The sequence below is a fragment of the Vibrio sp. JZG120 genome (assembly GCF_053890955.1).
Window position 1 is genome coordinate 752,735 of record NZ_JBSRRK010000001.1, and the last position, 23,975, is coordinate 776,709.

Annotated in this window: 19 protein-coding genes; 10 read left to right on the forward strand and 9 right to left on the reverse strand. The window is 43.6% G+C overall.

What is annotated here, in order from left to right; genetic code table 11:
- Nucleotides 1-87: 87 nt before the first annotated feature.
- A complete protein-coding gene (locus ACWPOD_RS03225) occupies nucleotides 88-1,236 on the reverse strand; it encodes an iron-containing alcohol dehydrogenase (RefSeq protein ID WP_262656088.1) in 1,149 nt (382 codons plus the stop codon).
- 206 nt (nucleotides 1,237-1,442) lie between these two features.
- Here ACWPOD_RS03225 and ACWPOD_RS03230 point away from each other — a divergent pair, with 206 nt between their 5' ends.
- Nucleotides 1,443-2,324, forward strand: a complete 882-nt coding sequence (locus tag ACWPOD_RS03230; RefSeq protein WP_164665609.1) for an AraC family transcriptional regulator — start codon at nucleotides 1,443-1,445, stop codon at nucleotides 2,322-2,324.
- 277 nt (nucleotides 2,325-2,601) lie between these two features.
- Complete coding sequence (locus tag ACWPOD_RS03235; protein ID WP_456231558.1) at nucleotides 2,602-5,766, forward strand: chitinase C-terminal domain-containing protein; 3,165 nt, start codon at nucleotides 2,602-2,604, stop codon at nucleotides 5,764-5,766.
- A gap of 90 nt (nucleotides 5,767-5,856) precedes the next feature.
- Here the strand turns inward: ACWPOD_RS03235 and glgC are convergent, their stop codons facing one another.
- The 4 genes from glgC to ACWPOD_RS03255 all read right to left on the reverse strand — a co-directional run bounded on the left by glgC (nucleotide 5,857) and on the right by ACWPOD_RS03255 (nucleotide 11,478).
- A complete protein-coding gene (gene glgC, locus ACWPOD_RS03240; protein WP_065646271.1) occupies nucleotides 5,857-7,074 on the reverse strand; it encodes a glucose-1-phosphate adenylyltransferase in 1,218 nt (405 codons plus the stop codon).
- Nucleotides 7,075-7,485: 411 nt separating this feature from the next.
- Entirely contained in the window at nucleotides 7,486-9,234 is a 1,749-nt protein-coding gene (locus tag ACWPOD_RS03245) for a formate--tetrahydrofolate ligase (RefSeq protein WP_446571459.1), read from the reverse strand.
- Nucleotides 9,235-9,470: 236 nt separating this feature from the next.
- On the reverse strand, nucleotides 9,471-10,775 hold the full coding sequence (locus ACWPOD_RS03250; RefSeq protein WP_258660152.1) for an inosine/guanosine kinase: 1,305 nt from the start codon (nucleotides 10,773-10,775) through the stop codon (nucleotides 9,471-9,473).
- Between the two features lie 232 nt (nucleotides 10,776-11,007).
- Nucleotides 11,008-11,478: a CreA family protein gene (locus ACWPOD_RS03255; RefSeq protein WP_005397614.1), complete on the reverse strand. Its 471-nt coding sequence runs from the start codon at nucleotides 11,476-11,478 to the stop codon at nucleotides 11,008-11,010.
- A 262-nt stretch (nucleotides 11,479-11,740) separates the two neighbouring features.
- Between ACWPOD_RS03255 and ACWPOD_RS03260 the strand changes: the two genes are divergently transcribed.
- Together ACWPOD_RS03260 and ACWPOD_RS03265 are read left to right on the forward strand one after the other, a co-directional pair.
- Complete coding sequence (locus ACWPOD_RS03260) at nucleotides 11,741-12,250, forward strand: flavodoxin (protein ID WP_167427482.1); 510 nt, start codon at nucleotides 11,741-11,743, stop codon at nucleotides 12,248-12,250.
- Nucleotides 12,251-12,444: 194 nt separating this feature from the next.
- Nucleotides 12,445-13,113, forward strand: coding sequence for an HAD-IA family hydrolase (locus ACWPOD_RS03265; RefSeq protein WP_046876077.1), 669 nt, complete (start codon nucleotides 12,445-12,447; stop codon nucleotides 13,111-13,113).
- Nucleotides 13,114-13,542: 429 nt separating this feature from the next.
- Here ACWPOD_RS03265 and ACWPOD_RS03270 read toward each other — a convergent pair whose 3' ends face one another.
- A complete protein-coding gene (locus ACWPOD_RS03270) occupies nucleotides 13,543-14,973 on the reverse strand; it encodes a methyl-accepting chemotaxis protein (protein WP_456231559.1) in 1,431 nt (476 codons plus the stop codon).
- A gap of 568 nt (nucleotides 14,974-15,541) precedes the next feature.
- Between ACWPOD_RS03270 and ACWPOD_RS03275 the strand changes: the two genes are divergently transcribed.
- On the forward strand, nucleotides 15,542-16,144 hold the full coding sequence (locus ACWPOD_RS03275) for an acyl carrier protein phosphodiesterase (RefSeq protein WP_170892703.1): 603 nt from the start codon (nucleotides 15,542-15,544) through the stop codon (nucleotides 16,142-16,144).
- A gap of 67 nt (nucleotides 16,145-16,211) precedes the next feature.
- The gene (locus ACWPOD_RS03280; protein ID WP_301645209.1) at nucleotides 16,212-17,471 is read left to right on the forward strand and encodes a DEAD/DEAH box helicase; all 1,260 of its coding nucleotides are present in this window, start codon (nucleotides 16,212-16,214) and stop codon (nucleotides 17,469-17,471) included.
- 27 nt (nucleotides 17,472-17,498) lie between these two features.
- Here the strand turns inward: ACWPOD_RS03280 and ACWPOD_RS03285 are convergent, their stop codons facing one another.
- Both ACWPOD_RS03285 and ACWPOD_RS03290 read right to left on the reverse strand, forming a co-directional pair.
- A complete protein-coding gene (locus tag ACWPOD_RS03285) occupies nucleotides 17,499-18,287 on the reverse strand; it encodes an EAL domain-containing protein (protein ID WP_456231560.1) in 789 nt (262 codons plus the stop codon).
- Between the two features lie 186 nt (nucleotides 18,288-18,473).
- Nucleotides 18,474-19,106: a hypothetical protein gene (locus ACWPOD_RS03290; RefSeq protein WP_256951957.1), complete on the reverse strand. Its 633-nt coding sequence runs from the start codon at nucleotides 19,104-19,106 to the stop codon at nucleotides 18,474-18,476.
- A 186-nt stretch (nucleotides 19,107-19,292) separates the two neighbouring features.
- Here ACWPOD_RS03290 and ACWPOD_RS03295 point away from each other — a divergent pair, with 186 nt between their 5' ends.
- The 3 genes from ACWPOD_RS03295 to ACWPOD_RS03305 all read left to right on the forward strand — a co-directional run bounded on the left by ACWPOD_RS03295 (nucleotide 19,293) and on the right by ACWPOD_RS03305 (nucleotide 20,815).
- Nucleotides 19,293-19,535, forward strand: a complete 243-nt coding sequence (locus tag ACWPOD_RS03295; protein ID WP_005395529.1) for a DUF2164 domain-containing protein — start codon at nucleotides 19,293-19,295, stop codon at nucleotides 19,533-19,535.
- 174 nt (nucleotides 19,536-19,709) lie between these two features.
- On the forward strand, nucleotides 19,710-20,249 hold the full coding sequence (locus ACWPOD_RS03300) for a cytochrome b (protein ID WP_012842319.1): 540 nt from the start codon (nucleotides 19,710-19,712) through the stop codon (nucleotides 20,247-20,249).
- Complete coding sequence (locus ACWPOD_RS03305) at nucleotides 20,246-20,815, forward strand: YceI family protein (RefSeq protein WP_005395526.1); 570 nt, start codon at nucleotides 20,246-20,248, stop codon at nucleotides 20,813-20,815. Before ACWPOD_RS03300 ends, ACWPOD_RS03305 begins: the two co-directional genes overlap by 4 nt.
- Before the next feature lie 138 nt (nucleotides 20,816-20,953).
- On the opposite strand, the gene focA is transcribed toward ACWPOD_RS03305, so the two are convergent.
- Nucleotides 20,954-22,405, reverse strand: a complete 1,452-nt coding sequence (gene focA / locus ACWPOD_RS03310; RefSeq protein WP_012842317.1) for a formate transporter FocA — start codon at nucleotides 22,403-22,405, stop codon at nucleotides 20,954-20,956.
- 304 nt (nucleotides 22,406-22,709) lie between these two features.
- Between focA and ACWPOD_RS03315 the strand changes: the two genes are divergently transcribed.
- On the forward strand, nucleotides 22,710-23,615 hold the full coding sequence (locus tag ACWPOD_RS03315) for a LysR substrate-binding domain-containing protein (RefSeq protein WP_456231561.1): 906 nt from the start codon (nucleotides 22,710-22,712) through the stop codon (nucleotides 23,613-23,615).
- The last annotated feature ends 360 nt before the right edge of the window (nucleotides 23,616-23,975 follow it).

Here is a 23,975-nt window from a genome sequence, read left to right on the forward strand (position 1 = left end):
TTACAAAATAGCATAAAAAAACGGTATTGTGACCGTTAAGTCACAATACCGTTAAACCCTAGAAAGGGCAGTGAACTGTTTTTGCTGTTAGGCAACAGCGAGTTCTAAAATTTCACGACTACGTTCAAGAGTAATCGCTTGGTTTTCACCGAGAACGGTCATTCCGTGTTTATTGAGTTGTTCGATGATGGCATCGATCGCTTGTTCACGACTTTCACCATAGTTTTCTAGCTTAGTTGCGACATCAAGTTGATGATAAAACGCTTCGATCGCTTCGATGGTACGTTCAGCAAGATCGTCTCCAGCTTCAAGTCCAAATACGTTGCGACCCATTTGCTCTAGCTTAGGACGTTTAAATTGCATTTGGTTGCGAAGTAGCGATGGTTGGACGATTGCAAGAGAACGTGCGTGATCGACGCCCCATAGAGCCGTTAATTCATGGCCGATCATATGCGTCGCCCAGTCTTGTGGAACGCCACTACCAATTAACCCGTTCAATGCTTGGTTAGCAGACCACATTAAGTTTGCGCGCCACATATCGTCGTCTCGCTCGGCAAACTGTTCTCCGAGTGTTTTTAAGGTTTTCAGCAGTGTTTCTGCATAGCCATCTTGAACCATTGCGCCGGTAGGAAGCGTCAAGTATTGCTCACATACGTGCACCCATGCGTCAACAATGCCGTTGATAAGCTGGCGTTCTGGAAGTGTTTTCATTACATCCGGGTCTAACACAGCAAATTTAGGCTGTACTGCTGGAGACATGAACGGAAGTTTGTCTTGAGTTTCTTTTTTAGTGATAACTGCGCCCATGTTTGACTCTGAGCCTGTTGCTGGCAGTGTCAAAATTGCAGCTAGAGGCGTCGCTTCAGTGACTTGGTGTTTACCAATCATGATATCCCAGCCATCACCATCATACTTAGATGCTGCTGCTACGTATTTAGAGCCATCAATGACTGAACCACCACCTACAGCAAGAATAAAGTCAACACCATGTTCTTTTACCATTGCGACCGCTTTATCGAGCGTTTCTTTGGTTGGGTTGGGTTCAACACCAGAAAACTCTAGCCATTCATGTCCCTCTAGTGCTTCTGAGACTTGGTCGTACACGCCATTTTTTTTAATTGAGCCACCGCCGTATACCACTAAAACTTTTTGGTCGGGTGGGATAGCTTCTTTGATTGCAGCGATTTGTTTTTGACCAAAGAAAATCTTGGTTGGGTTTACATAAGAAAAGTTCATTATTAGCCCTCTTGCTTCCAGTAAAGGAGATTGAATACGTGCATATTAGTCCTGATCAATGTTCGTTAACAGGTCGATTTCTGCAAATATCTTGCCTATTTCTACAAAATTGATGCTTTTGAGCTAGAAAGTTAAAGTCGAGAGGAAGTATAGTGCACGAAATGATAATAGAGACCAAACTCGTTGGTCATTGATGGAGCGCTCTAATGCACACTCTCGCAGATATCATGCAGCAATATGTTGAAAAGCAGGGACTGCATGACTTAGAAGGTATGAAGAAAACCGCAATAGATGGCGTATGGTTTTATCGCAGTAGCAAAGGAAATCATCGCCAGCCGTTTGTCTATCAGTCTGGCATTATTGTTTTAGGTCAAGGACATAAGAACATTCATATCGGTGATACACCTGTCCAATATGGGCCCGATGATTACCTTGTCGTAGGAGTTCCCATGCCCCTGGAGTGCGAAGCGTTTGCGACAAACAATGAGCCTTTACTTGGCATCTCGATAGATATTTCGCCAACGCTTCTTCATAAGCTCGTTAAAAAACTTGAGGCTGAGAAATTCAGTAATAAGTGCCTGGACACTACCCGTTGCGGCCTTAAATCGGTACACATGAGCGAAGGTATGCTGGATGCATGCAAGCGACTAATGAGCGCGTTGTGTAATGAGCTGGATGTTGTCATGCTCGGTGATCTACTTCTTGAGGAAATTGTTTATCGCACTTTGGTAAGCAAAGAAGGGTATGTTTTATTTGACTTAGCACACCAAGAAGGCTCTTACGCGAGGGTCGCTAAAGCACTGAATCGTGTTCATCAAGCGTACCATGAACAGTTGAGCGTACAAACATTGGCAGAAGAAGCCAATATGAGTGTGTCTGCTTTCCATCAAGCTTTTCGCAATGTCACGCTTGAATCTCCGTTGCAATACATTAAGAAAGTTCGACTTAATAAAGCGCGCGAGTTAATCCAGTTGGAGGGGCGACGTGTTAATGATGCCGCGAGACTGGTCGGGTACACGAGCCCATCACAGTTTAGTCGCGAGTACAAGCGACATTTTAATGAAACGCCAAGGTCAACAAAGGCTTAGTGATCTTTATTTCAAAATAACGACTTTTTTTGCCTTTTTTATTAATTTGCGAGTGACATATTTATTTGATTTATAAAATTAGTTACTGGTGCCAAATAATAGGTACGTTGTTGCAAGCATTTAGTGGATTGTTGCGAGGCGGTGTGGAAAACTCGTAAATAGATAGTGTGAAATCACCAACTTGTACTTAAGTTATTTTACGTCGAAATAAAAGTATAAGTGCGCTTTGTTTAGCGCATTTAGTATTGTTTTAACAATAACTTAAGGAAGAGCGATTATGCACCTTAAAAACGGCAACGCAGTGAAAAGCGTGTTCACACTAAGCACTCTCACCGCTTCTTGTCTTATGGCCTTCAATAGCTACGCAGCGGTTGACTGTGCCCCTCTAGAAACTTGGCAATCATCAAAAGTTTATAACGGTGGTGACCAAGTTCAACATGAAGGTAATGCTTACAAAGCACGTTACTGGACGCAAAACAGTAACCCAGCGCAATCTGGTGAGTGGGGCGAGTGGGAAACACTTGGCGCATGTGATGGCACTGGGCCGGTTGATCCACCTCAGAATGAAGTCCCGACTGTTACTCTGACATCGCCTTCTGCGTCGGCTTCTGTGACTGCGGGGGAAGTTGTTAACCTAGCTGCAGATGCAGCTGATACCGATGGTACTGTTAGTAAAGTAGAATTCTTTGTTGATGGCGTATTAGTTGGTCAGGCAACGTCTGCGCCTTATGCTGCGTCATGGACAGCGACTGAAGGCCAGCACGAATTCTCTACTAAGGCGTATGATGATGCAGGTGCAGTGAGCACAGCAAGTGCTGTGACGTTAACTGTGGCACCAGCACAACCTGGTAACGAAGCGCCGACAGTGGATGTTGCGCTTTCTGCGACTTCTATTGACTTGGGTGGCTCCGTCACACTGACTGCGAATGCCGCAGATGCGGATGGCACCGTTGCTAAAGTTGATTTCTATGTGGCGGGCGTCCTTGCTGGCACCGCAATAACTGCACCATACACGCTTGATGTAATGCCTTCACAAGCTGGTTCGCTAAGTGTTTATGCGAGAGCAACCGATGATGCCGGAGCAACTGCAGATTCTGCACTCGCGACGTTAACGGTAAACGGTGGCGCGGTGACATCGAACTGTCGCCCTGATGGCTTGTATCAAACAACGGGTGTAGACGTTCCTTACTGTTCTATTTATGACGAAGAAGGTCGCGAGAAAATGGGCACCGATCACCCACGTCGTGTGATTGGTTACTTTACTAGCTGGCGCGCAGGTGAGGACCCTCAATCTACTTACCTTGTTAAAGATATTCCTTGGGAGCAACTTACTCACATTAACTACGCGTTTGTGAGCATTGGTTCTGATGGTAAAGTAAACGTTGGTGACGTTAATGACCCTAACAACCCTGCTACGGGTAAAACTTGGCCTGGCGTTGAGGTAGATCCTGCTCTTGGCTTTAAAGGTCACTTTGGTGCGCTAGCGACTTACAAGCAAAAACATGATGTTAAAACGCTAATCTCTATCGGTGGTTGGGCTGAAACGGGCGGTCACTTCGATACGAATGGCGATCGTGTGGCTGACGGTGGTTTCTACACCATGACGACGAATGCAGACGGTTCTATTAACCATGCTGGCATCGAGAAGTTCGCAACTTCAGCCGTTGAAATGATGCGTCAGTACAAGTTCGACGGTCTGGATATTGACTATGAATACCCAACATCAATGGCTGGTGCTGGTAACCCTTACGACAAAGACTTCATGGAACCACGTCGTCAGTATCTATGGGCGTCTTACCAAGAGCTGATGAAAGTATTGCGTGAGAAACTTGACGCGGCATCCGCGCAAGATGGCATTCATTATATGCTGACTATCGCAGCACCATCTTCAGGTTACCTACTGCGTGGTATGGAAACCTTCGATGTAACTAAGTACCTAGACTACGTAAACATCATGTCTTACGACTTGCATGGGGCTTGGAATGATCACGTTGGTCACAACGCAGCATTATTCGATACAGGTAAAGACTCGGAGCTAGCGCAGTGGAACGTATACGGCACTGCTGCATACGGTGGTATCGGTTACTTGAACACAGACTGGGCTTACCATTACTTCCGTGGTTCTATGCCTGCAGGTCGTATCAACATTGGTGTTCCTTACTACACCCGTGGTTGGCAAGGTGTTACTGGTGGTGAAAATGGTCTGTGGGGCCGAGCAGCACTGCCAAACCAAGCTGAGTGTCAACCTGGTACCGGTGAAGGTGAGAAGAACAACTGTGGTCACGGTGCTATTGGTATCGACAACATGTGGCACGATACAGACCCTAAAGGCAACGAAATGGGCGCTGGCTCTAACCCAATGTGGCATGCGAAGAACCTAGAAAATGGTATCTGGGGCTCTTACGCAGCCGCTTACGGTCTTGATCCAGTTAACGATCCTTCGGATAAGTTTGTTGGTACATATACACGTCATTACGATAGCGTTGCTGTAGCGCCTTGGTTGTGGAACGCAGAGAAGAGCGTGTTCCTATCTACGGAAGATAAAGCTTCTATCGAAGTGAAAGCTGATTACGTTATCGATAAAGAAATCGGCGGTATTATGTTCTGGGAACTGGCAGGCGACTACAACTGTTACGTACTGGATGCAAATGGTAATCGTACGGCAGTAGATGCAACTGAACAAGCTTGTGCAGCTGGTAATGGTGAGTACCACATGGGTAACACTATGACCAAAGCTATCTACGACAAGTTTAAGTCTGCAACACCTTACGGTAATAAAGTCGCGACGGGCCCGACACCAACAGAAGCGGTAGACATTACAGTCAGCGTTGGCGGCTTTAAGGTTGGCGACCAAAACTACCCAATTAATCCGAAGATCACGTTTACGAACAACACTGGTCAAGCGATCCCTGGTGGTACTGAATTCCAGTTTGATATCCCAGTATCAGCTCCTGATAATGCGAAAGATCAATCTGGTGGCGGTTTGAAAGTCATTGCTTCTGGACATACTCGTGCAAACAACATCGGTGGCTTAGATGGCGTAATGCACCGCGTATCGTTCTCTCTACCTGCTTGGAAAGATTTACCAGCGGGCGGTACTTACGAGCTTGATATGGTTTACTACCTACCAATCTCTGGTCCGGCTAACTACTCAGTGATTTCTGGTGGTAAAGAGTTTGCGTTCAAGTTTGAACAGCCAGAACTACCAATTGGCGACCTAAATGCAGGCTCGGGTGATGGTGGTACTACTGAACCAGGTACGTGTGATACGACAGGTTTAGTGACATACCCAGCTCTACCACAAACGGATTGGGCTGGTAACCCAAGCCACGCTAACCAAGGTGATAAGATCATCCACAACGGTGTGGTTTACCAAGCGAACTGGTGGACAGCGGCTGAGCCGGGCACAGATGGTAGCTGGTCAACGGTATGTAACATCTAATTATTATTTGTTATAGCCTAACGTTAATAGGCACTTAAACAAAAGCGCACGATGATGATCGTGCGCTTTTTTGTTGCGATGGTTTGTCGTTTAGTCGAATTGGTAACTTTCGGGTATGACGACAATACCTTTGTCTGAGATTTTAAATCGCTTCGCATCTTCTAGTTTGTTGATGCCAATTTGAGTATGTGGCGGAATACGAACATGTTTATCAACTATGCAGTTGACCAACTGACTTCCTTCACCGACCTCTACGTCATCAAAAATGATGGAATCGACTACCGTGGCACTGTCTTGAATGCGTACGTTAGAGGAAATGATGGAATGCTGTACTGAGCCTCCAGAATTGATGACACCGGTAGCAATGATGGAGTTAATAAAAATACCTTCATTGCCCGTAGCTGACGATACAGTACGAGCTGGTGGAAACTGCGGCTCGTAAGTACGAATCGCCCAATTGGACTGATAAAGGTTCATTGGCGGCATAGGTTCTAGTAGATCCATATTCGCTTCATAGAAGGAATCAATGGTACCCACGTCGCGCCAATAGCAATCTTTATCGACGCGCCCTTTACTGCCACAGAATTGATAAGCGTAAACGGATTCCGTATCAATCAGCTTAGGTATGATGTCTTTTCCAAAGTCATGACTTGATGAATCGAGTTTTGAGTCGTCTTCGAGTGCTTCTTTTAAAACATCCATATCAAAGATATAGATCCCCATAGAAACGAGGCTTCTAGTTTTGCTTCCAGGAAGGGTGGGTGGGCATTCTGGTTTTTCTATAAATGAAGTAACTAGCCCGTTTTCTGCGGTGCCCATTACCCCGAATGCTGAAGCATCCTCTACGGGAACATCCATACAGGCAACGGTGAGCTTAGCACCTTTCTCTTTATGCTCTTCAAGCATTGCGGCGTAGTCCATTCGATAGATATGATCGCCGGATAACACAACCACATACTTCGCATCATTGCGCGATAGTAACCACATGTTGTGATAAATCGCATCAGCAGTTCCTTCATACCATGCACCACCTTTGCGCATTTGGGGTGGAACCGCAGTAATGTACTCGCCAAGCTCTGGGTTGAATATTGACCAACCATCTCGCAAGTGTTTTTGAAGTGAATGAGATTTGTATTGGGTCAAAACAAGGATTTTACGTAAACCTGAGTGTAAACAGTTGGTTAGTGTGAAATCTATAATTCTATACTTTCCGCCAAAAGGTACTGCTGGCTTGGTTCTGTCATCGGTGAGTGGGCTGAGTCTAGACCCCATCCCTCCAGCTAAAATTACGGCGAGTGCGTCTTCCATATTATTCCCTTTCCCTTTTTTGCATGCATCAAAACGGTGCTAACCAGGAGGAAGTGGTGTACAGCGCAGAGGTTTTGAAAGTGCATGTGCTGATGTGTTTACTACTGCAAACTTTAGTACAAGATTCGAGCCATAGAATATCTCTTTAAAAATCAAAGGGGTTAAAAGTTCATCGCAAGGTAATTGCACCATATTAGTGAAGTGCTAAGTAGGCCGCGCATCAAATTGGCGCAAGATTATAGGGAAGGGGGAGAAAATAAGTATGGATTTACAATGTAAAGTGAGGATAAAACAGTGAGATAAAGATAATCAAGCATGTCTCTTCGTCTGTTCAAAGTGAGTGGATATAGAAGTAAACCACTCACTCTTTAAACGTGCTTCCTTTATAGTCAACTATACGTTGTTGCTACACTAAGAGAGACCGACGATATTTCCTTCATCATCAAGGTCTAAATTCATAAATGCAGGTTTATCAGGCAAACCTGGCATCGTCATCACCGTGCCTGATAACGCATACACAAACCCAGCGCCAGCACACAGACGTAACTCGCGGATAGGGACGGTAAAACCTGTCGGCGCGCCTTTGACAGCGGAATCTGTTGTTATCGATAGTGGAGTTTTCGCTATGCAAACCGCTAAGTTGTTAAAACCTAGATTTTCAAAATGGTTGAGCTGTTCAGTAGCAAGGGAACTCATTTCTATATTGGCGGCACCATAGCCAGCTTCACACACAGCCATAAGTTTTTCGTGTAACGATTGTTCTTTACTGTATAAAGGACGAAACTCTGTAGGCTGGGCACAAGCGTCAATAACATGTTGAGCTAACTGAGTTGCGCCTTGCCCGCCTTGCGCAAAAGCGGTGCTGATAGCGACTTTAACTTCCGGATTAAATTTCTGAACCAGCTCTTTAAGTATTTTAAGCTCTTTCTCACAATCTTGGGGAAACTGGTTAATAGCGACAACAGCTGGAATGCCATATTTATGGACGTTATTAATGTGCCATTTTAAGTTTTCAAATCCCGCTTCCAATGCTGCTTGGTCTGGATTAAAAATGGAATCTGGAATGGCCATACCTGGTCGTAAATCGTAGTGTCCAGAATTTGCTTTGAGGCCGCGTAATGTCGCTACTATCACTACACAATCTGGCGCCTTGCTGGCGGCGGCAGCTTTAATGTTACACGCTTTCTCAAATCCCATGTCCGAACCAAACCCCGCCTCTGTTACGGTGTAACTTGATAGCTTTAGCGCGATATCGTCGGCAATAATGGATGAATTTCCATGGGCGATGTTTGCAAACGGGCCTGCGTGAATCAACGTAGGAACACCTTCCAGAGTTTGCATCAGTGTCGGTGCTATGGCCTCTTTTAATGTCACTGCCATTGCTCCTGCAACTTGCAGATCCTCAGTGGTTACCGGGTTTCCGTTCAAATCGTACGCTACGACAATTTTCCCAATACGCTGACGTAAATCTTTCAAATCTTTAGCCAGTGCAATGATAGCCATTAACTCAGACGCGGCAGAAATATCGAACCCTTCGTCGCGTTCGTATCCATTGATGACTTTTCCTGGCTCATTTAGCCCAATTTTGACTTTACGTAGTGCACGATCATTATGGTCCATTACTCGTTTCCAAGTAATGCTTGCCGTATCGATTTTAAGTGCCTTTAATCCAGTACGTGCTTCAAAGGCATCATAGCCTTCGCGTTGTTCATGATACAAGCGAGCATCAAGCGCGGCTGAAGCTAGATTATGCGCCGCCGTCACCGCATGGATGTCACCAGTAAGGTGTAAGTTCAGTTCTTCCATTGGAGCAACTTGGGAATAACCACCGCCAGCAGCACCGCCTTTAATACCGAATACAGGCCCCATAGAAGGTTGTCTAATACATGCGATAACGGATTGTCTAAGCTTAGCTAAACCTTGCGCCAGTCCGACAGTTGTAACGGTTTTTCCTTCGCCAAGTGGGGTAGGAGTGATCGCAGTAACAAGCACAAGCTTACCGTTATCATTCTCTTTTAGCCGCTCCAAACATTTTGGATGGACTTTGGCTTTGTGCTTCCCGTGAGTGTCATATTCTTCGGGTAGTAACCCTACTTTTTCCGCAATAACATCAATAGAATAAAGTGGTGTGTTTCGGCAAATTTCAATATCTGACTGCATGGATAATCCCTAAAGTGACTCGCAGGTAGTGTTGAAAAACAATCTGAGTTGGAGCAAGTATTATTGCTGGGCAAACGTTTGCTCGGTGATGGTACTGTTTCGATTCGGTATGTAAAGAGTTTACTGCTCTATACTGTGCTACATACTAACAAAATCTACTAATTACTGCGCCAGATCAAAACAAAAAGGCCACCAAATGGTGACCTTGATGTATTTTTAGCTTTAAAGCTGTGATCTTAACGATCCCAGTAAGTTTCTTCTAAGCTATCTTCTCGTTCAGGAAGTGCTCGCGATAGGCGAGGAGAGTGTTGTGTCAACACTTCATAGCTTACTCGGTTTGCATATTTACAGATCTGAGAAAGTGATGAGTAAGTCAAACAGCGTACTTCGTGCTTTTCTGAGTTAGGCACTTCTTTTTGATGGAAAGAGTTTGCAGCCATATCATGCAGTAAAGCAGAAAGCGCCGCATCACCTGCGCCGTTGGTGTTCTTAATCTCTAGTGGACCACCCAGGTAAGGACCAATGTAAGAGTATACCTTCATTGGCTTCTCACAATCTCCTTGACGCATCGCACGACTAAATTCGTATTGGTTAAAGGCTTCAATTGAACCTTCAAGAATGTCGTGTGTGGTTTCTCGTTTTACTTTTTCGTCGGTGTAACCTGCCATGTATAGGCCATTTGGGCCAGCAGTACATAGAACAAGATCAACCCACTCAAGTGCTTTATCAGCAGCCGCTAGCGGTTCTGTCTCGCCTGTTAATGCGGCGCCTTCTTCTTCATTCATTGCAACAACAGATATGTTCTCGCGAATGTACTCTTGCCACCATTGCGCGTTACCTTCGATAACGTACTTTGTGCCTAAAGTCAGTACAACAGGGACATCGTGCTTCTTGGCAAAGTCGATCGCTTTTTGTACCGCTTTCGGCATTGGATCCTCTTCTTTACCGCGCATTAGGTAAGAAGAAACAACCAGAGCTGATGCTTTCTCAAAGATCTCTTCAGGAATGCTTTCCGGAAGTAGTTGGTTCATGTGACCTTCATTGATAGCAAATGTGCGTTCGCCATCTTGAGAAATCAGGGTATAACAACGACCAATAGGACCATCTACCGTTTGTAGGTGGTTGAGGTTCATGCGTGAAGACGTGCGGCAAAGGTAACGGTAAGCAAAAGAACCAACTTGAATGTTCTTGGACATCACGCCGAGCAAAACGGATTTGCTATCCGCCAATACTGAGTAATTGTGGAGCGTGTTGCCAATCGTGTCACCTGGGTATTGGTGTGTGATCAGGCCTTGCTCAACCAGTTCTTCGTAAAGTGCATCTGCTTTGCTTTCTTCAAGAACGAGTGAATGTCCTTTACTTAGGTTGTATTTTTCTAAAAACGCATCATCTACACGCGCTTCGATATCTACGATGGTTTGACCGACACCAACAATAGTTGGGCGATATAGCTTAGGCGCTTGTCGGATTTGGTTTACTAATGGATCTCGAGCGTGAGTTGGGAAGTAGTGTTTAGATTTACGCTGACCAGGAAACTTCATGCTTGTTCTTGAGTGAGAAAAAAAAGAGGCGGGATTGTATCACAAAAAAATGAAAATCGTGGCGTTTTATTACAAAGAAGTTTGCCCGCTGAAAAAATCAGCGAGCTGGAGAAATTGCGACCAAGATAGCCTAAATTGCTGATGCTTATATTACTACAATTGGTCTCTTTTCAGATTGTTGAGCGGTTATTCTCTTTAACAACGAGCTTGGAGCTATCCAAATTTAGCCGCGTTACTTTTTCACTTCAGTTGGCTCAACGTAAGCCTTGGTACCCCAAAGTGGAACTGTCGATAGGCTGTGCTTAAAGCTACCGTCTGTCTCTTTTGTTGTGTAAGACAGGTAGAGTAAGGTTTGGTTGTCTGCATCATAAATTCGGCGAACCTTCATTGTTTTGAAGAAAATACTTTTTGACTTCTTAAATACAATTTCGCCAGACTTGCTTTTATCTATTTTTGCAATCATTTCCGGTGTGATTTCGCCAGTCTGACGACATGATATTGAGCTATCACTTGGATCCGCCAAGCTAAAATCGGCTTCGATAGAAGCGATGTGACACGTAACCCCCGTGACTACCTCGTCTTTTAATTCACCGACTTTGATGTCTTTCAAAGTAAACCAACCGAGTCCTACATCAGCAACATCGTTATCTGAACAACCAACCAGCGTAGTAGCAAGCAATGCACTTAACAGCATCTTTTTCATTATTTTTGTCCTTAACTAGGAAAGATATTGATGAAATCTATCAGAGGTTTGCAACTAAAACAAAATTTAGCCAAGGAAAGGTCTACGTACGCTAGGTTTGTTGTGGGCTTCATGCTAATGTACTGCTCTAAACGAAATGATGAGTTAGAGTGACCATACTTTCTCCCAATATGACTTTATATCGCTTGTCGCTCTGTCTAAGCTTCACTCTATGTGAGAATGAAACACTTTGCACATTTCGTTTTGCAACTAAGGTATCAAAATGAATGAACAACAGTTAGCCAGTATCGAGCGTAAAAATACATGGCTGTATGATCTGGTTGAAGTTGAATTTCCAACACCAGAGAGTCTGAAAGGGCGTGATGTCTATTTCAAAGCACTAGAACAAGCAACCTATCAAGTGGTCGACAAAGACACGCTACTTGAAAGTAATTCTGAATTTAGCTCTGACGATATTTTTCTGGTCGATTTTCACCGACTTACTATCATGTTTTCTGTCCTGCAGTCTCAGCGTTGGGATCAACAGTACGATAAAGATATGATTGTGGAATATCTCACTCAGATAATTCTAACGCCAGATTTTGAATTATATGTTGGTTTTAAATCTGGAGCTCCAATTGGTGCCGCTATTATTAGCCACCTTGAAGGAAACACGCTTATCTCTGATGTCGCGGTTTCTGAATCAAAATACAAGAGTTCGTTTGTGGCGGATCTTGCTAAAAGACTAAGTATCGAACACAAGCTTTTAGATTCGGTGATTATTGAAAGCTAATTTGCGCACTCAAATGCATAAAAAGCAAAGCAAGATGACGATAGGTGATCTTGCTTAGAAAAAATGTAATTGCTCCCCTCTATTTCCATGAAATGCCAAGCTCGTCGTTTCAACAATCCCAAACTTAAATAAGATTAAGCCAACATTTTTAAAATCAGCTAGGGCATTAGCCTTTAAGATGTCTGGAGATGGCTATGGCAATTACCAATATTAAGTGCGTGATATTTGATTGTGATGGTACGTTGGTCGATAGTGAACGATTGTGTTGCCAAGCTCTCGTCAATGTATTTAACCTGCATGGCGCAGAATTAACGATGGAAGAGTGCGTTTCTCATTTTAAAGGAGGAAAGCTCGCTGACATCCTTTTAGATACTAAAGAGCTGAAAGATATCAAAGTCCCTATTGATGTCTTAGAGCCGCAATACCGTGAAGAAGTCCAGTCTCTTTTTGTTCGCCACTTACAGGCGATGGATGGCGCAAAGCGATTAATTCAGTTTTTAGATTCGCATAATATCGAATATTGTGTCGCGTCCAATGGGCCGAAAGATAAAATAGAATACGCATTGGAGTTAACAGGATTGCTCGATGCTTTCCAGGGGAAAGTGTTCTCTGCATTCGATGCGAATAGTTGGAAGCCTGAACCTGACTTAATTATGTACAGTGCAATGAGCATGGGCTTTTTACCAAGCGACTGTCTTTATATTGATGACACACCTAAAGGCGTAGAAGCGGGACTAAACGCTGGCATTAAAACCGTACAGCTATTTAATGGTGAGGCAATCAATCGTGTTGATGATGAACGCGTAATTCGCATTCAACATTTAGATGAATTAAAAGAGCAGCTATTTAGCTGCTCTGTTTAATCTCTTAATGGCACACCGTACTTAAGCTATGGATATGTTTAAGTTTGGACTGTAGGTAAGGGGTTTGATGTAGGCATTGGATGGATGAGAAGCTTTTTGTATGAAATCCGCAAGCAGCGCATGTGAATTTCTCTCCATCCGATGAAATGAGATATTCATCCCCCTGGCAGAGAGGGCAACTTAGGTTTTCGATGTCTTTTGTATCTTTGTAATTATTCATATTGTTTTCCAGCAGCAAATTGGAATTGGCAGGATTAAGCATAGCGGAACGCTTTGTTTATGAACATTATTTCATCAGGTACAGCGAGAACTTGAGATTCACTTCAAATATCCACTTGTGTGTAGTAGAAAATATCGACGATAACGGCTGAAAACGGTTTAAAGAAAAGGGCTCCTGAGGAGCCCTTGTTGATCATAAATGCTGCAAAGTTATGCGGTGCGGTAGCGTTGTAATACCTCACCAAGAGACACTGACGCCTGAGTGAGATTAGCTACCCCTACGGTAGATTGCTCTGCAACTTCTCTGATTGTGCTCGACTGGCTGCGAATTTCTGAAAGCTCAGATGCAATATCGTTGGCGACTGCGCTTTGTTCTTCTGCTGAGGTGGAAATTTGGATACTCATGTCCATCAATGAGCGTGCGGATTCAGCAATAGACGTCACATCATGACCAATTTCATCAATAAGCTGGCTACTGGTTTGCGCTTGTTGAACGGTTCGATCAGTGATTGAAGCAATGTTTTGGCTCTCGGTTTGTAGTTTCTCAATCATGGCTTGAATTTCTACTGTTGCCTGTTGAGTTCGGCTTGCCAATGTACGCACTTCATCAGCAACCACAGCAAATCCACGACCTTGTTCACCAGCGCGTGCTGCTTCAATTGCCGCATTCAGAGCCAATAGGTTGGTTTGTTCTGAAATGGCATTGATCGTTGTAATAACGTCATTGATCTGTGTCGTGTTCTCATTTAAGTTGTTTACTGACGTGGAAGCCTGTTCAATATAGCTGGATAACGTCTCAATTTCTCCAATCACATTTTGCACGCGATTTCTGCTTAGCTCGATCTTTTGAGCATCCTGATCGGATTGCATCGTCGCTTGTTGGGAAATGCTGGATACTTCTTTTGCAGAGGCTGTCATTTCTTCCATTGCTGTCGCGACGGAATCGAGTGTTTGATATTGATGAGATATCTGCGTTTCGCTCAACTGCATATCTTTTTCGAATGCAGAAGATGTCTCACTCAATGTAGCCGCATTATTTTTCACACTGTTAACTATTTCACTTAAGGTGTCCATCGATTTATCTAACGCGCAACCAATGGTGCCAAACTCGTCTCGGCCAGGATGAAAACCAAGGCGAGAGGTTAAATCACCTTCACCAATTTTTTCGGTTGTCGTATATAAAACCCACAGGGCGCCTCCTATAAAGGTCGCAACCCAGTAAGAGAAAAGGGCAAAAGGAACAACCCATAAAAAGCTGAGTAACAGAGAGGTTAAGGCTGACGACTTTGCAGATTCGTATTGCGCGGATACGTTTTGAGTCAACTTAATCACTTCGCCAGAATGCAACTTTGCATAAGCGGTGACAGAGCCATCAACAAAAGAGCTCTCGCTTACGCGACTTGATTTCGATACGCCGTCAATTTGTGGAACAAGACCTGGTTGAGCGTCAACAATACCAGAAAGTTTCGCTTCGCTAGCAGAAATCGCTTGTTGTTTAAATTGTTGTATTTCATTGAAGTAGCGGCTTCCAGCCACAGAAGTGAGGGCTACTAAAAACAGCAGGAATATAACCCACATTTTGTCGTTGATAGACATCTTGATAAACAGCCTGTCTATCGTTCTAAACTCAACTTCTCTCATTTAAAGCTCCATTAGAGATAAAAGATATTGACCAAATCTATTGCTATATCGAAACAAAATATGCGAAGTTAATCAGCAAAATATGTAACGAAAACTAAATTTAGTTTAAGAAATGAGATCTAAGGACGCCTATAACGGTATGTTATATCTTTAAATTGACATAAATATTGATAAAAGAGCAATTTCTCTGTAGTGCTAAGTAGATATGAAATCTGGTTGCAAACGTTTACTTTTGATTCTGCTCATAGGTTTTTAAATCTTTACTTCTCGCTGTCATGAATGTGTCATATAAAGACTATAAAAAGGAGTTGTTGACGTGGATATGGCAAGGCCAAGCCGTCAGCAAGTACAAGCAAGAGAGCTTAAAATAAAGGAGGTCACAATGAGCGACCAATACCAAAACGATGAGAGCCTAGAGCTGCTAGATGCGCTTGAAATTGGCATTATCTTGTCGGAATACGTTGGCTCAGACAACGAAGCCGAATAGCGGAACACTCTCATCTCGTCGTAATTGACGTTATACTAGGTTCATGTCACACCAAGCCTTAAAGGCCAAAACTGGCGTCGGATGAACTTTCTAGCCCACCTGCATATCGCAGACCACTGTAACAGCCATTTATTGGGAAACTTGCTTGGAGACTTCGTAAAAGGAGATCCAAGCAAGCTGTATGAACGTGATATCTCGAACGGCATTAAATTACATAGATTTGTTGACCGCATTACCGATCACCATCCTATTGTTAACGAATGCAAACCTCACTTCAAAGGTACTGCGCGGCGCTTTGCCCCTATCGCTCTCGATATGTTCTGGGACCATTGTCTCGCAAAACACTGGAACGACTTTTATGCCGTATCTCTCGAACACTTTGTCGACTCGGCATACGAGCGAGTAAACCGTGACGTTGATGAACATTTGCCATCGCGTTTTTTGGTGCTCCACAGCCGGATGTGGCACGGTCGATGGCTTCAGTCATACCAAGACCTGGATAATATCGAATTTGCATTACATCGAATGTCGCAAAGAAGCCCGAGAATGGCTGACCTTACTACAACATTTAAAGTGATTGAGAGTGATTACACAGAATTGGAAGAGAAGTTCTCGACACTCTATCGAGACGTTTTACGCCAGTCGTATGATTTTCAGCAACATCTTATTGATTCAGCCCAATGAGATAGAAAAGTAGTATGGCTATTGGGGCTCTGGTAAACTCTGCGCTCCAAAAATAATGAGGTTACACATGTCTGTTAATTTTGCTGACTTAGGCATTGAACAAAAGCTAATCGAGACGCTAAGCAATCTAAATATCGTGACGCCAACACCAGTGCAAGAAAAGTCTATTCCACATGTCCTTGAAGGAAAGAACTTACTTGCTGCTGCACAAACTGGTACGGGGAAAACAGCTGCGTTTGGTTTACCTATTATACAAACCGTTCAGCAAAAGAAACTCAACGGTACGCCTCAAGCATTGGTTTTGGTTCCAACACGCGAGCTTGCGCAGCAGGTATTTGATAATTTGAATCAGTACTCTGCACAAACCGAACTTCGCATTGTGTGTGTTTATGGTGGTACAAGCATTGGCGTACAAAAGAGGAAGTTAGAAGAGGGCGCTGATATTTTGATTGCAACACCAGGCCGCCTTTTGGATCATCTGTTTAATGGCAACGTAAACATCTCCAAAACCAGTATGCTCGTTCTAGACGAAGCCGACCGTATGTTAGATATGGGATTCTGGCCTGACTTGCAACGCATCTTCCGACGTTTACCCGCAGAAAAACAGATCCTGTTGTTCTCTGCGACATTTGAAAAGCGAATCAAGACTATTGCGTACAAACTCATGGAATCGCCGGTTGAAGTTGAAGTGTCACCAGCAAACACGACGGCTGAAACGGTAAAACAGATGGTTTATCCGGTAGACAAAAAGCGTAAACGTGAATTATTGGCGTACTTGATTGGCTCGCGCAATTGGCAGCAAGTGCTTGTATTTACAAAAACTAAGCAAGGTAGCGATGAGCTAGCAAAAGAGCTTAAGTTAGATGGCATAAAAGCGGTTTCAATTAACGGGGATAAGTCACAGGGTGCGCGTCAAAGAGCGTTGGATGAGTTCAAACAAGGTAAGGTGCGTGCGTTGATTGCGACAGATGTAGCAGCACGAGGACTGGATATTCAAGAGTTAGAGCAAGTGGTGAACTTTGATATGCCATTTAAAGCCGAAGATTATGTCCACCGTATAGGCCGTACTGGCCGTGCAGGAAAGTCGGGGTTAGCTGTGTCTCTAATGAGTCGGGATGAAGAATATTTATTGCATGCTATCGAGAATTTGCTTGATCAACGCCTACCGCAAGAATGGTTGGCAGGCTTCGAGCCAAGCCTTATAGAAGAAGTCGAGCCTGAGAAAAATGGTAGTGGACGCCGTCGAAGCCGCTCATCAGAGAAGCGTAAGCTAAAAGCAAAATTAGCGATTCATAAGAGCCGTGGTAAATCACGTAACTCTCGCTAAACCGCACAAACTTTTGTTCTTACATAGTCAGGCTGTTTTTGCCTCTTCATAAACGTCTAACGTTTGCGGGATAGCGAGTAGGTATCCTTGATACATATCGAAACCGAGTTTTTTCATTAAGTTAAGTTGATGCTCGGTTTCAATTCCTTCGATAACGGTTTTAGAGCGCAACGTTCTTGCTAGTGATAATGCATCGACTAGAGCTTTCCAGTCACCATTTTCGTATCTCAGCATTAACGAGCGATCCATCTTTATTATGTCTGGACGAACGCCTTTCACTCGTTCAATTGTTGAGGCATTGACGCCATAATCGTCGATCGCCAATTTAAACCCGCCTTGGCTTAATTCACGAGCTGCTTGCGACAACGAGGACTCGTCTTCTACGTTCAACTCAAGCAACTCCATGACGATTTGTTCATTTACTAAATGAGATTGATAAATGGTTTGTTTTAGCAGCCTATTGTACGTGATGTCTCTGGCTAGTATTTTTGCTGCTTCTGGTAATACATTAAGAAACAGTTGTTTATTGTGAAAGTGAGATTGGGCAAAGTTTTTGATATGAATTAGGCGACTTAAGCGTTCGACATTGAGTAGGTCTTGAGCGGCAATGGTTTTTGATTGGAAAAACTGATCTGGCCTGATCATGGTGCCATTAGCATTGGTAATTCTTACTAGTGCCTCAAAGCCAACGATAGAAATATCTTTTTTATATATAGGTTGAAAGACACTTCGAGGAGTGAGCTTTGCGTATTTCGCAATATATTGCCCGTCGGCTTGTTTGCGGATGCAACTAAGGAGTTGCGAGGTGCTCATCATTGTTACAACAACCTAAATCAATGCTTCTACATCAGCGCTATCGCGCTAACTTTTTATTTCATTGGCACTGAATCTAAGTGGGCTCATGAACTCAAGCAAGAATGATGGTAAGAGATGATTAGATTTGTCGAGTGATATCAAACAAATTGATGAAATGACTGACAATCTTCCTATTGCAATTTGATGTTACCATTGTAGTACTGCATACAGTTGTAAGTATTTTCTGACCAACTGTTGTTTGTTCGAGCGACGTAAAGGATGACCAAACTTAATGTAACAAGGACTGATGCCAAATCGAGTGTCTAACGATTGCGTGAGCTGCGATTCGCTGGTGTACAGCGTGATGCCTTGCTCCGTGTATTCGTTGATCTGATCGGGCAGTTCACCCATCCACCAATGAAGCAACTCTCGGCTCGTTTTGCTGCGACTGATCCAATGATCACAAACTAAAAAGAGTAGATCATTCGGTTGCAGCGCATAACCATATTCGCTTTGCCATTCCGTAATTGATGAGAGTAAGTTCTCTCGACAAGAGTTTCCCGCACTGACCATATGGTGGCTCAGGACCCAAACCGTACCTATTTCGGATGAAATACGATAGTGATGAGGCAGATCCGGCGTATTTAAAACTTCAATTGGTTTTACCACGCTGTTGTATCCGAAGTGACGGAAAGTGTGTTCCATTCGTCTTGAAAACGCGAGACCAAGATGATGCTCACTCATGCCTTGGTTATGTACCGCAGGGTAATGCTTTTCACACAGCTTAAGACAGTCGTCTTGAAAATCATTAACACTTTGAATCACTAGGTCGAGTAGCAAAGAATATCCCTTAATAATTAACAAAACGAACTGCAAAAGGTTAGCATAGTCTTTTGAGAATAGACTAATTTACTTCGGCAACTTCTTGATCTAAACACCAAATTTCTCACAAATGATCGCGCCTACTCTTTAAGAGAGCAAGACGATAGAAGCACACATAGAACAAAATTCTGAAAAAGGGCAAAAATGATAAAGTTAGAACGTGCACAAAAAGAAACGCTGGCAACCGCCATTCAAGATTATATGCAGGACGAACTAGATGTTGAGATTGGCCAGTTCGATAGTGAATTTCTTATTGACTTCATTACAGAAAAACTAGGGCCAATTTATTACAACAAGGGGGTGGAAGATGCAAAATCACTGGTTGAACGTAGAATGTTAGAAGTGTCCGAAGAGCTGTATGAGATAGAACAAGAAGTTAAGCTGTAAGTTTTAGTTTTATAAACGATTTAAAGTTCCTTCAAAAAATTCGAACAACTTGATAGATACGGTGCCATTGGCTGGATGTAAATGATGGTAAATAATCTGTTTCATATGACGTAAATAGGTTAATGTAGTGTTTCTTGCTCAACATTAACTTAGGAATATATCTAGGAACTTGAGATGGATACACTGGTAAAGAATTACAACCTTACTGCACGCGTGATGCACTGGTTATCTGCGCTGTGCATTATTGGTCTATTTGCAGTGGGTTTGTGGATGGTCGACCTTAGCTATTACAGCGAATGGTATCGAACTGCGCCACATTACCATCGCTCTGTCGGTATTTTACTCGCTATTTTAACTTTGGCACGCATTGTATGGAAACATGTTACGGCGTCACCAAAGGTAGAAGGCAAACCTTACGAAGTGCTTGCTGCTAAAGCAGCGCATGGTGTTATGTACCTACTATTGGTCACCATCTTTGTTTCAGGTTACCTCATTTCAACGTCTGATGGACGCGGTATCGAAGTGTTTAATTGGTTTACCGTGCCAGGAGCGGGAGAGTTATTCCCAGGACAATCAGACATAGCGGGTGAAATTCACTTCTACGCAGCTTGGGCCGTCATCCTGATAGCAGGTTTGCACGCTATTGCTGCGCTAAAACACCACTTTATCGATAAAGACAACACATTAAGAAAAATGTTAGGAGCTTCAAAATGAAAAAGTCACTCTTCGCTACAGGATTAGCTATCGCTATGGCACTACCATTTGGTGCGCAAGCTGCAGATTATGTCATCGATACCAAAGGTGCTCACGCTTCAATTAACTTTAAAGTTAGCCACTTGGGTTACAGCTTCATCAAAGGTCGTTTCAATACATTTTCTGGTGACTTTTCTTTTGATGAGAACAACATTGCTGATTCAAAAGTGAATGTTGTTGTTGATACAACTAGCTTAGACTCCAACCACGCTGAACGTGACAAGCACATTCGTAGTGGTGACTTCATTGATGCTGGTAAATACAGCGAAGCGACCTTTAAAAGCACAAAAGTGGTTGATAAAGGCAATGGCAAGCTAGATGTAACTGGTGATCTAACGCTACACGGTGTTACTAAGCCTATTACTATCGAAGCTGAATTTGTTGGCGCAGGTAGTGACCCATGGGGTGGTGAGCGCGCTGGCTTCGTTGGTAACACTCGCCTTGAGCTTGCTGACTTTGATATCCCAGTAATGGGTGCTTCAAGCTATGTTGATATGGAACTTCATATCGAAGGCGTTAAGAAGTAACGAACTTCTTTTAGATACAGTAAAAGCGCTCTTCAACGAAAGAGCGCTTTTTTATTACCTCAATCACAATCGACAACATTGGCAAGCCAGTCAGTGACAGCGATTGAAAGCCAACAGACGTTGCAAGCGTTTAATGAATTACGCTGTTTCTAACTCGTTTTTTTCTACTAGGTTTAAACGCTCACCAAAAATCGGGCGTAGTGCTTTTAATACTTCAGTACGAGTAACAACACCGACCATCTGGCCATTTTCAAGTACAGGAAGTACTTGTGGCTTGCTCACTTTGATGCTTTTTGCGCGTTCTTCTAAAGATAAAGACGTCATGCGAGTGGCGATGCCCATGCTGCTCGTTGGGTACAACTGCTCTTTATCGATACATAGGAATTCGACAACATCAACGAGACGATCACCAGCATCAATTGCGACCACATCGCGGCTCATGATGTCGACGACTTTTTGGTCTTTCACCGGAATGTAGTCCTCACACCATAGTTCTACCATCACATCGTGAGCAGAGAAGAAGCCAACCAATCGATTTTGTACGTCTACAACAGGTGCGCTAGTTACGTTGTTATCAAGTAGCACATCCAGTGCGATTGCTATCGGTGTTTCTGCACTGATGGTAACTGGTTTTGGGTTCATAATGTCTTTAACAAAAGATGCGTTTTTCATGGTGAAATCCTTAACTGACGAGAGTGTTGTAGTCGTTGTGATAGAAGATATATTCGCTGCTTTTAGTTCTGGTCGGCGAAAAATACACCAGTTTGCAAGACCAACCAAAACCGCTCCGCCGACGATGTTGCCAAGCGTGACAGGAATTAAGTTAGCGGTAATAAAGTGGCCAATATTTAAGTCTGCGTACTGTGAAGCGGGCACACCGACGGAGGCCCAAAAAGACTCAGGTGCAAAATTCGCGATAACAATGCCAAGTGGAACCATAAACATGTTCGCGACACAGTGTTCAAAGCCACTGCTGACAAACATGGCCACAGGCATGATTGTCATTGCTGCTTTTGTCATTGCATTTGCAGAGCTAAACGTTAACCAAATCGCGAGGCAGACCAATAGGTTACAAAGGATGCCGAGCGCAAACGCCTGAATGAGAGTGTGATGAAGCTTGTGCTGCGCGATGTTAAGCGCATTTAACCCCCATTGACCGCTATCCATTTGATAAAGACCAGCTGCAGTAACTAGCGCAAGTAGGAACATCGCACCAATGAAGTTGCCAACGTAAACCTTGCCCCAAATAGAAAGCATTTTTCCGAACGAGATTTGCTTATTGGCCCATGAGATACTGGAAAGAACTGAGCTGGTAAATAGTTCACCGCCGCAGATCACGATGAGGATCAAGCCCATACTAAATGCTAATCCGCCAGCAAGACGGCTTAAGCCCCAACCAGCGCCAGCGCTGCCAGTAGTCACCGTGATGTAAAACAAGAACGCCAATCCAATGAACGCGCCCGCCATGATGGCAAGACTCAGTGTCATACTGCTGGTTTTGTTTGCTTTACTTAACGCAAATTTTTCCGCTTCAGCCATCATTTCTTTTGGAGAAAAGTACTGGTGATTTTGAGAGCTGGTCACCGCCATATTGACTCCTTAATTTGTAATCGCATAAAAATTCCTTGGTTATTAACTCAAAAATGAAATTGTTGTTTTTATTTAGAAGCCTCAATGACTTCAGTCTCAAAGTCATTGAGGCTTGCGGTGTTCCCGAACCGCACAGTCAGAATAAGGAGAAGGGTTTGGTAGGTAAAATTGATAATATTTAGAAACCTCATCAAATTAATTGATAACTTTATGCGGCTAGGTAAAATGAACTCTATTGCTTATTGGGGCATGTTTTTAACGATTGTGAGGGTATGAAAAATACTCACCAATAATGGAGGACACTTTGCGCTACTCACTTAAGCAATTAGCGGTTTTTGACGCAGTTGCAGATACCGGCAGTGTAAGCCAGGCCGCAGAGAAACTGGCTTTGACACAATCAGCGACAAGTATGTCGCTTGCGCAATTAGAAAAAATGCTTGGCAGGCCTTTATTTGAGAGGCAGGGCAAGCAAATGGCGTTAACCCATTGGGGTATGTGGTTACGACCAAAAGCAAAACGCTTATTACAAGACGCACTGCAGATTGAAATGGGCTTTTATGAGCAACATTTGTTAAGCGGTGAGATTCGCATGGGCGCGAGTCAAACTCCGGCAGAGCATCTGGTTCCAGACCTTATCAGTATCATTGATAATGACTTTCCAGAAATGCGTATTTCCCTTGGTGTGCAGAGTACAAAAGGGGTTATTGATGGCGTATTAGATTATAAATATGATTTAGGGATCATCGAGGGGCGTTGTGACGATAACCGTTTGCACCAAGAAGTCTGGTGCCGAGACCATCTTACTGTTGTCGCTGCATCTCATCATCCTTTTGCTCGCAATCAATCTGTAAGCCTCGCGCAGTTAGAACAAGCGAAGTGGGTGTTGAGAGAGCATGGCTCTGGCACACGAAAAACATTTGATAGCTCTATTCATCATCTAATTGAAGATTTGGATGTGTGGCGAGAGTACGAGCACGTTCCGGTGTTACGCAGCTTAGTTGCTAACGGCCAGTACCTTACTTGTTTACCGTATTTAGATGTAGAGCGATATATAGAAGCGGGTCATCTTGTTGCGTTAAATGTGCCCGAGCTAAAAATGGAAAGGACACTTTCATTTATATGGCGAGCTGATATGGCAGAAAACCCACTAGTCGACTGCATTAAACGAGAAGGTATGCGCATGATGAAAGGTAAGCCTTCGGTATTGTAAGTTACTACTCAATACACGCAATAAACTCTAGAAGCACAGCAATGCCACTCGCTTAATTGGGAGTGGCATATTTCTATGTACAGTATACTGAACTTCGAAGAACAAGTGTGATTCAGGAGCTTTTATGCACTCACTTGGTGACCCATGATTCTGCACGCCGATATTAGCTTCCCAGTCTCGTTAAAGCTTGCTGGAGTGACCTATTGGAGCTATCCAACACACATCCTTTTTACCTAGCACTAGAAATACTCACTCCCTAAATCTGTTGATTTATCGGTTGCGTCAAACTTTTAGTGCAAGTCATGAAATTGTTATAACCTTATTGTGATCATTATCACCGATAAACAAGACTGATGTATC

Coding starts and splice junctions, on each gene's coding strand:
- focA (WP_012842317.1), bottom strand. CDS start 22,405: ATGGCGGTGACCAGCTCTCAAAATCACCAGTACTTTTCTCCAAAAGAA.
- ACWPOD_RS03235 (WP_456231558.1), top strand. CDS start 2,602: ATGCACCTTAAAAACGGCAACGCAGTGAAAAGCGTGTTCACACTAAGC.
- ACWPOD_RS03230 (WP_164665609.1), top strand. CDS start 1,443: ATGCACACTCTCGCAGATATCATGCAGCAATATGTTGAAAAGCAGGGA.
- ACWPOD_RS03245 (WP_446571459.1), bottom strand. CDS start 9,234: ATGCAGTCAGATATTGAAATTTGCCGAAACACACCACTTTATTCTATT.
- ACWPOD_RS03285 (WP_456231560.1), bottom strand. CDS start 18,287: ATGATGAGCACCTCGCAACTCCTTAGTTGCATCCGCAAACAAGCCGAC.
- ACWPOD_RS03225 (WP_262656088.1), bottom strand. CDS start 1,236: ATGAACTTTTCTTATGTAAACCCAACCAAGATTTTCTTTGGTCAAAAA.
- ACWPOD_RS03255 (WP_005397614.1), bottom strand. CDS start 11,478: ATGAAAAAGATGCTGTTAAGTGCATTGCTTGCTACTACGCTGGTTGGT.
- ACWPOD_RS03265 (WP_046876077.1), top strand. CDS start 12,445: ATGGCAATTACCAATATTAAGTGCGTGATATTTGATTGTGATGGTACG.
- ACWPOD_RS03305 (WP_005395526.1), top strand. CDS start 20,246: ATGAAAAAGTCACTCTTCGCTACAGGATTAGCTATCGCTATGGCACTA.
- ACWPOD_RS03295 (WP_005395529.1), top strand. CDS start 19,293: ATGATAAAGTTAGAACGTGCACAAAAAGAAACGCTGGCAACCGCCATT.
- ACWPOD_RS03270 (WP_456231559.1), bottom strand. CDS start 14,973: ATGAGAGAAGTTGAGTTTAGAACGATAGACAGGCTGTTTATCAAGATG.
- ACWPOD_RS03250 (WP_258660152.1), bottom strand. CDS start 10,775: ATGAAGTTTCCTGGTCAGCGTAAATCTAAACACTACTTCCCAACTCAC.
- ACWPOD_RS03275 (WP_170892703.1), top strand. CDS start 15,542: ATGAACTTTCTAGCCCACCTGCATATCGCAGACCACTGTAACAGCCAT.
- ACWPOD_RS03280 (WP_301645209.1), top strand. CDS start 16,212: ATGTCTGTTAATTTTGCTGACTTAGGCATTGAACAAAAGCTAATCGAG.
- ACWPOD_RS03260 (WP_167427482.1), top strand. CDS start 11,741: ATGAATGAACAACAGTTAGCCAGTATCGAGCGTAAAAATACATGGCTG.
- glgC (WP_065646271.1), bottom strand. CDS start 7,074: ATGGAAGACGCACTCGCCGTAATTTTAGCTGGAGGGATGGGGTCTAGA.
- ACWPOD_RS03300 (WP_012842319.1), top strand. CDS start 19,710: ATGGATACACTGGTAAAGAATTACAACCTTACTGCACGCGTGATGCAC.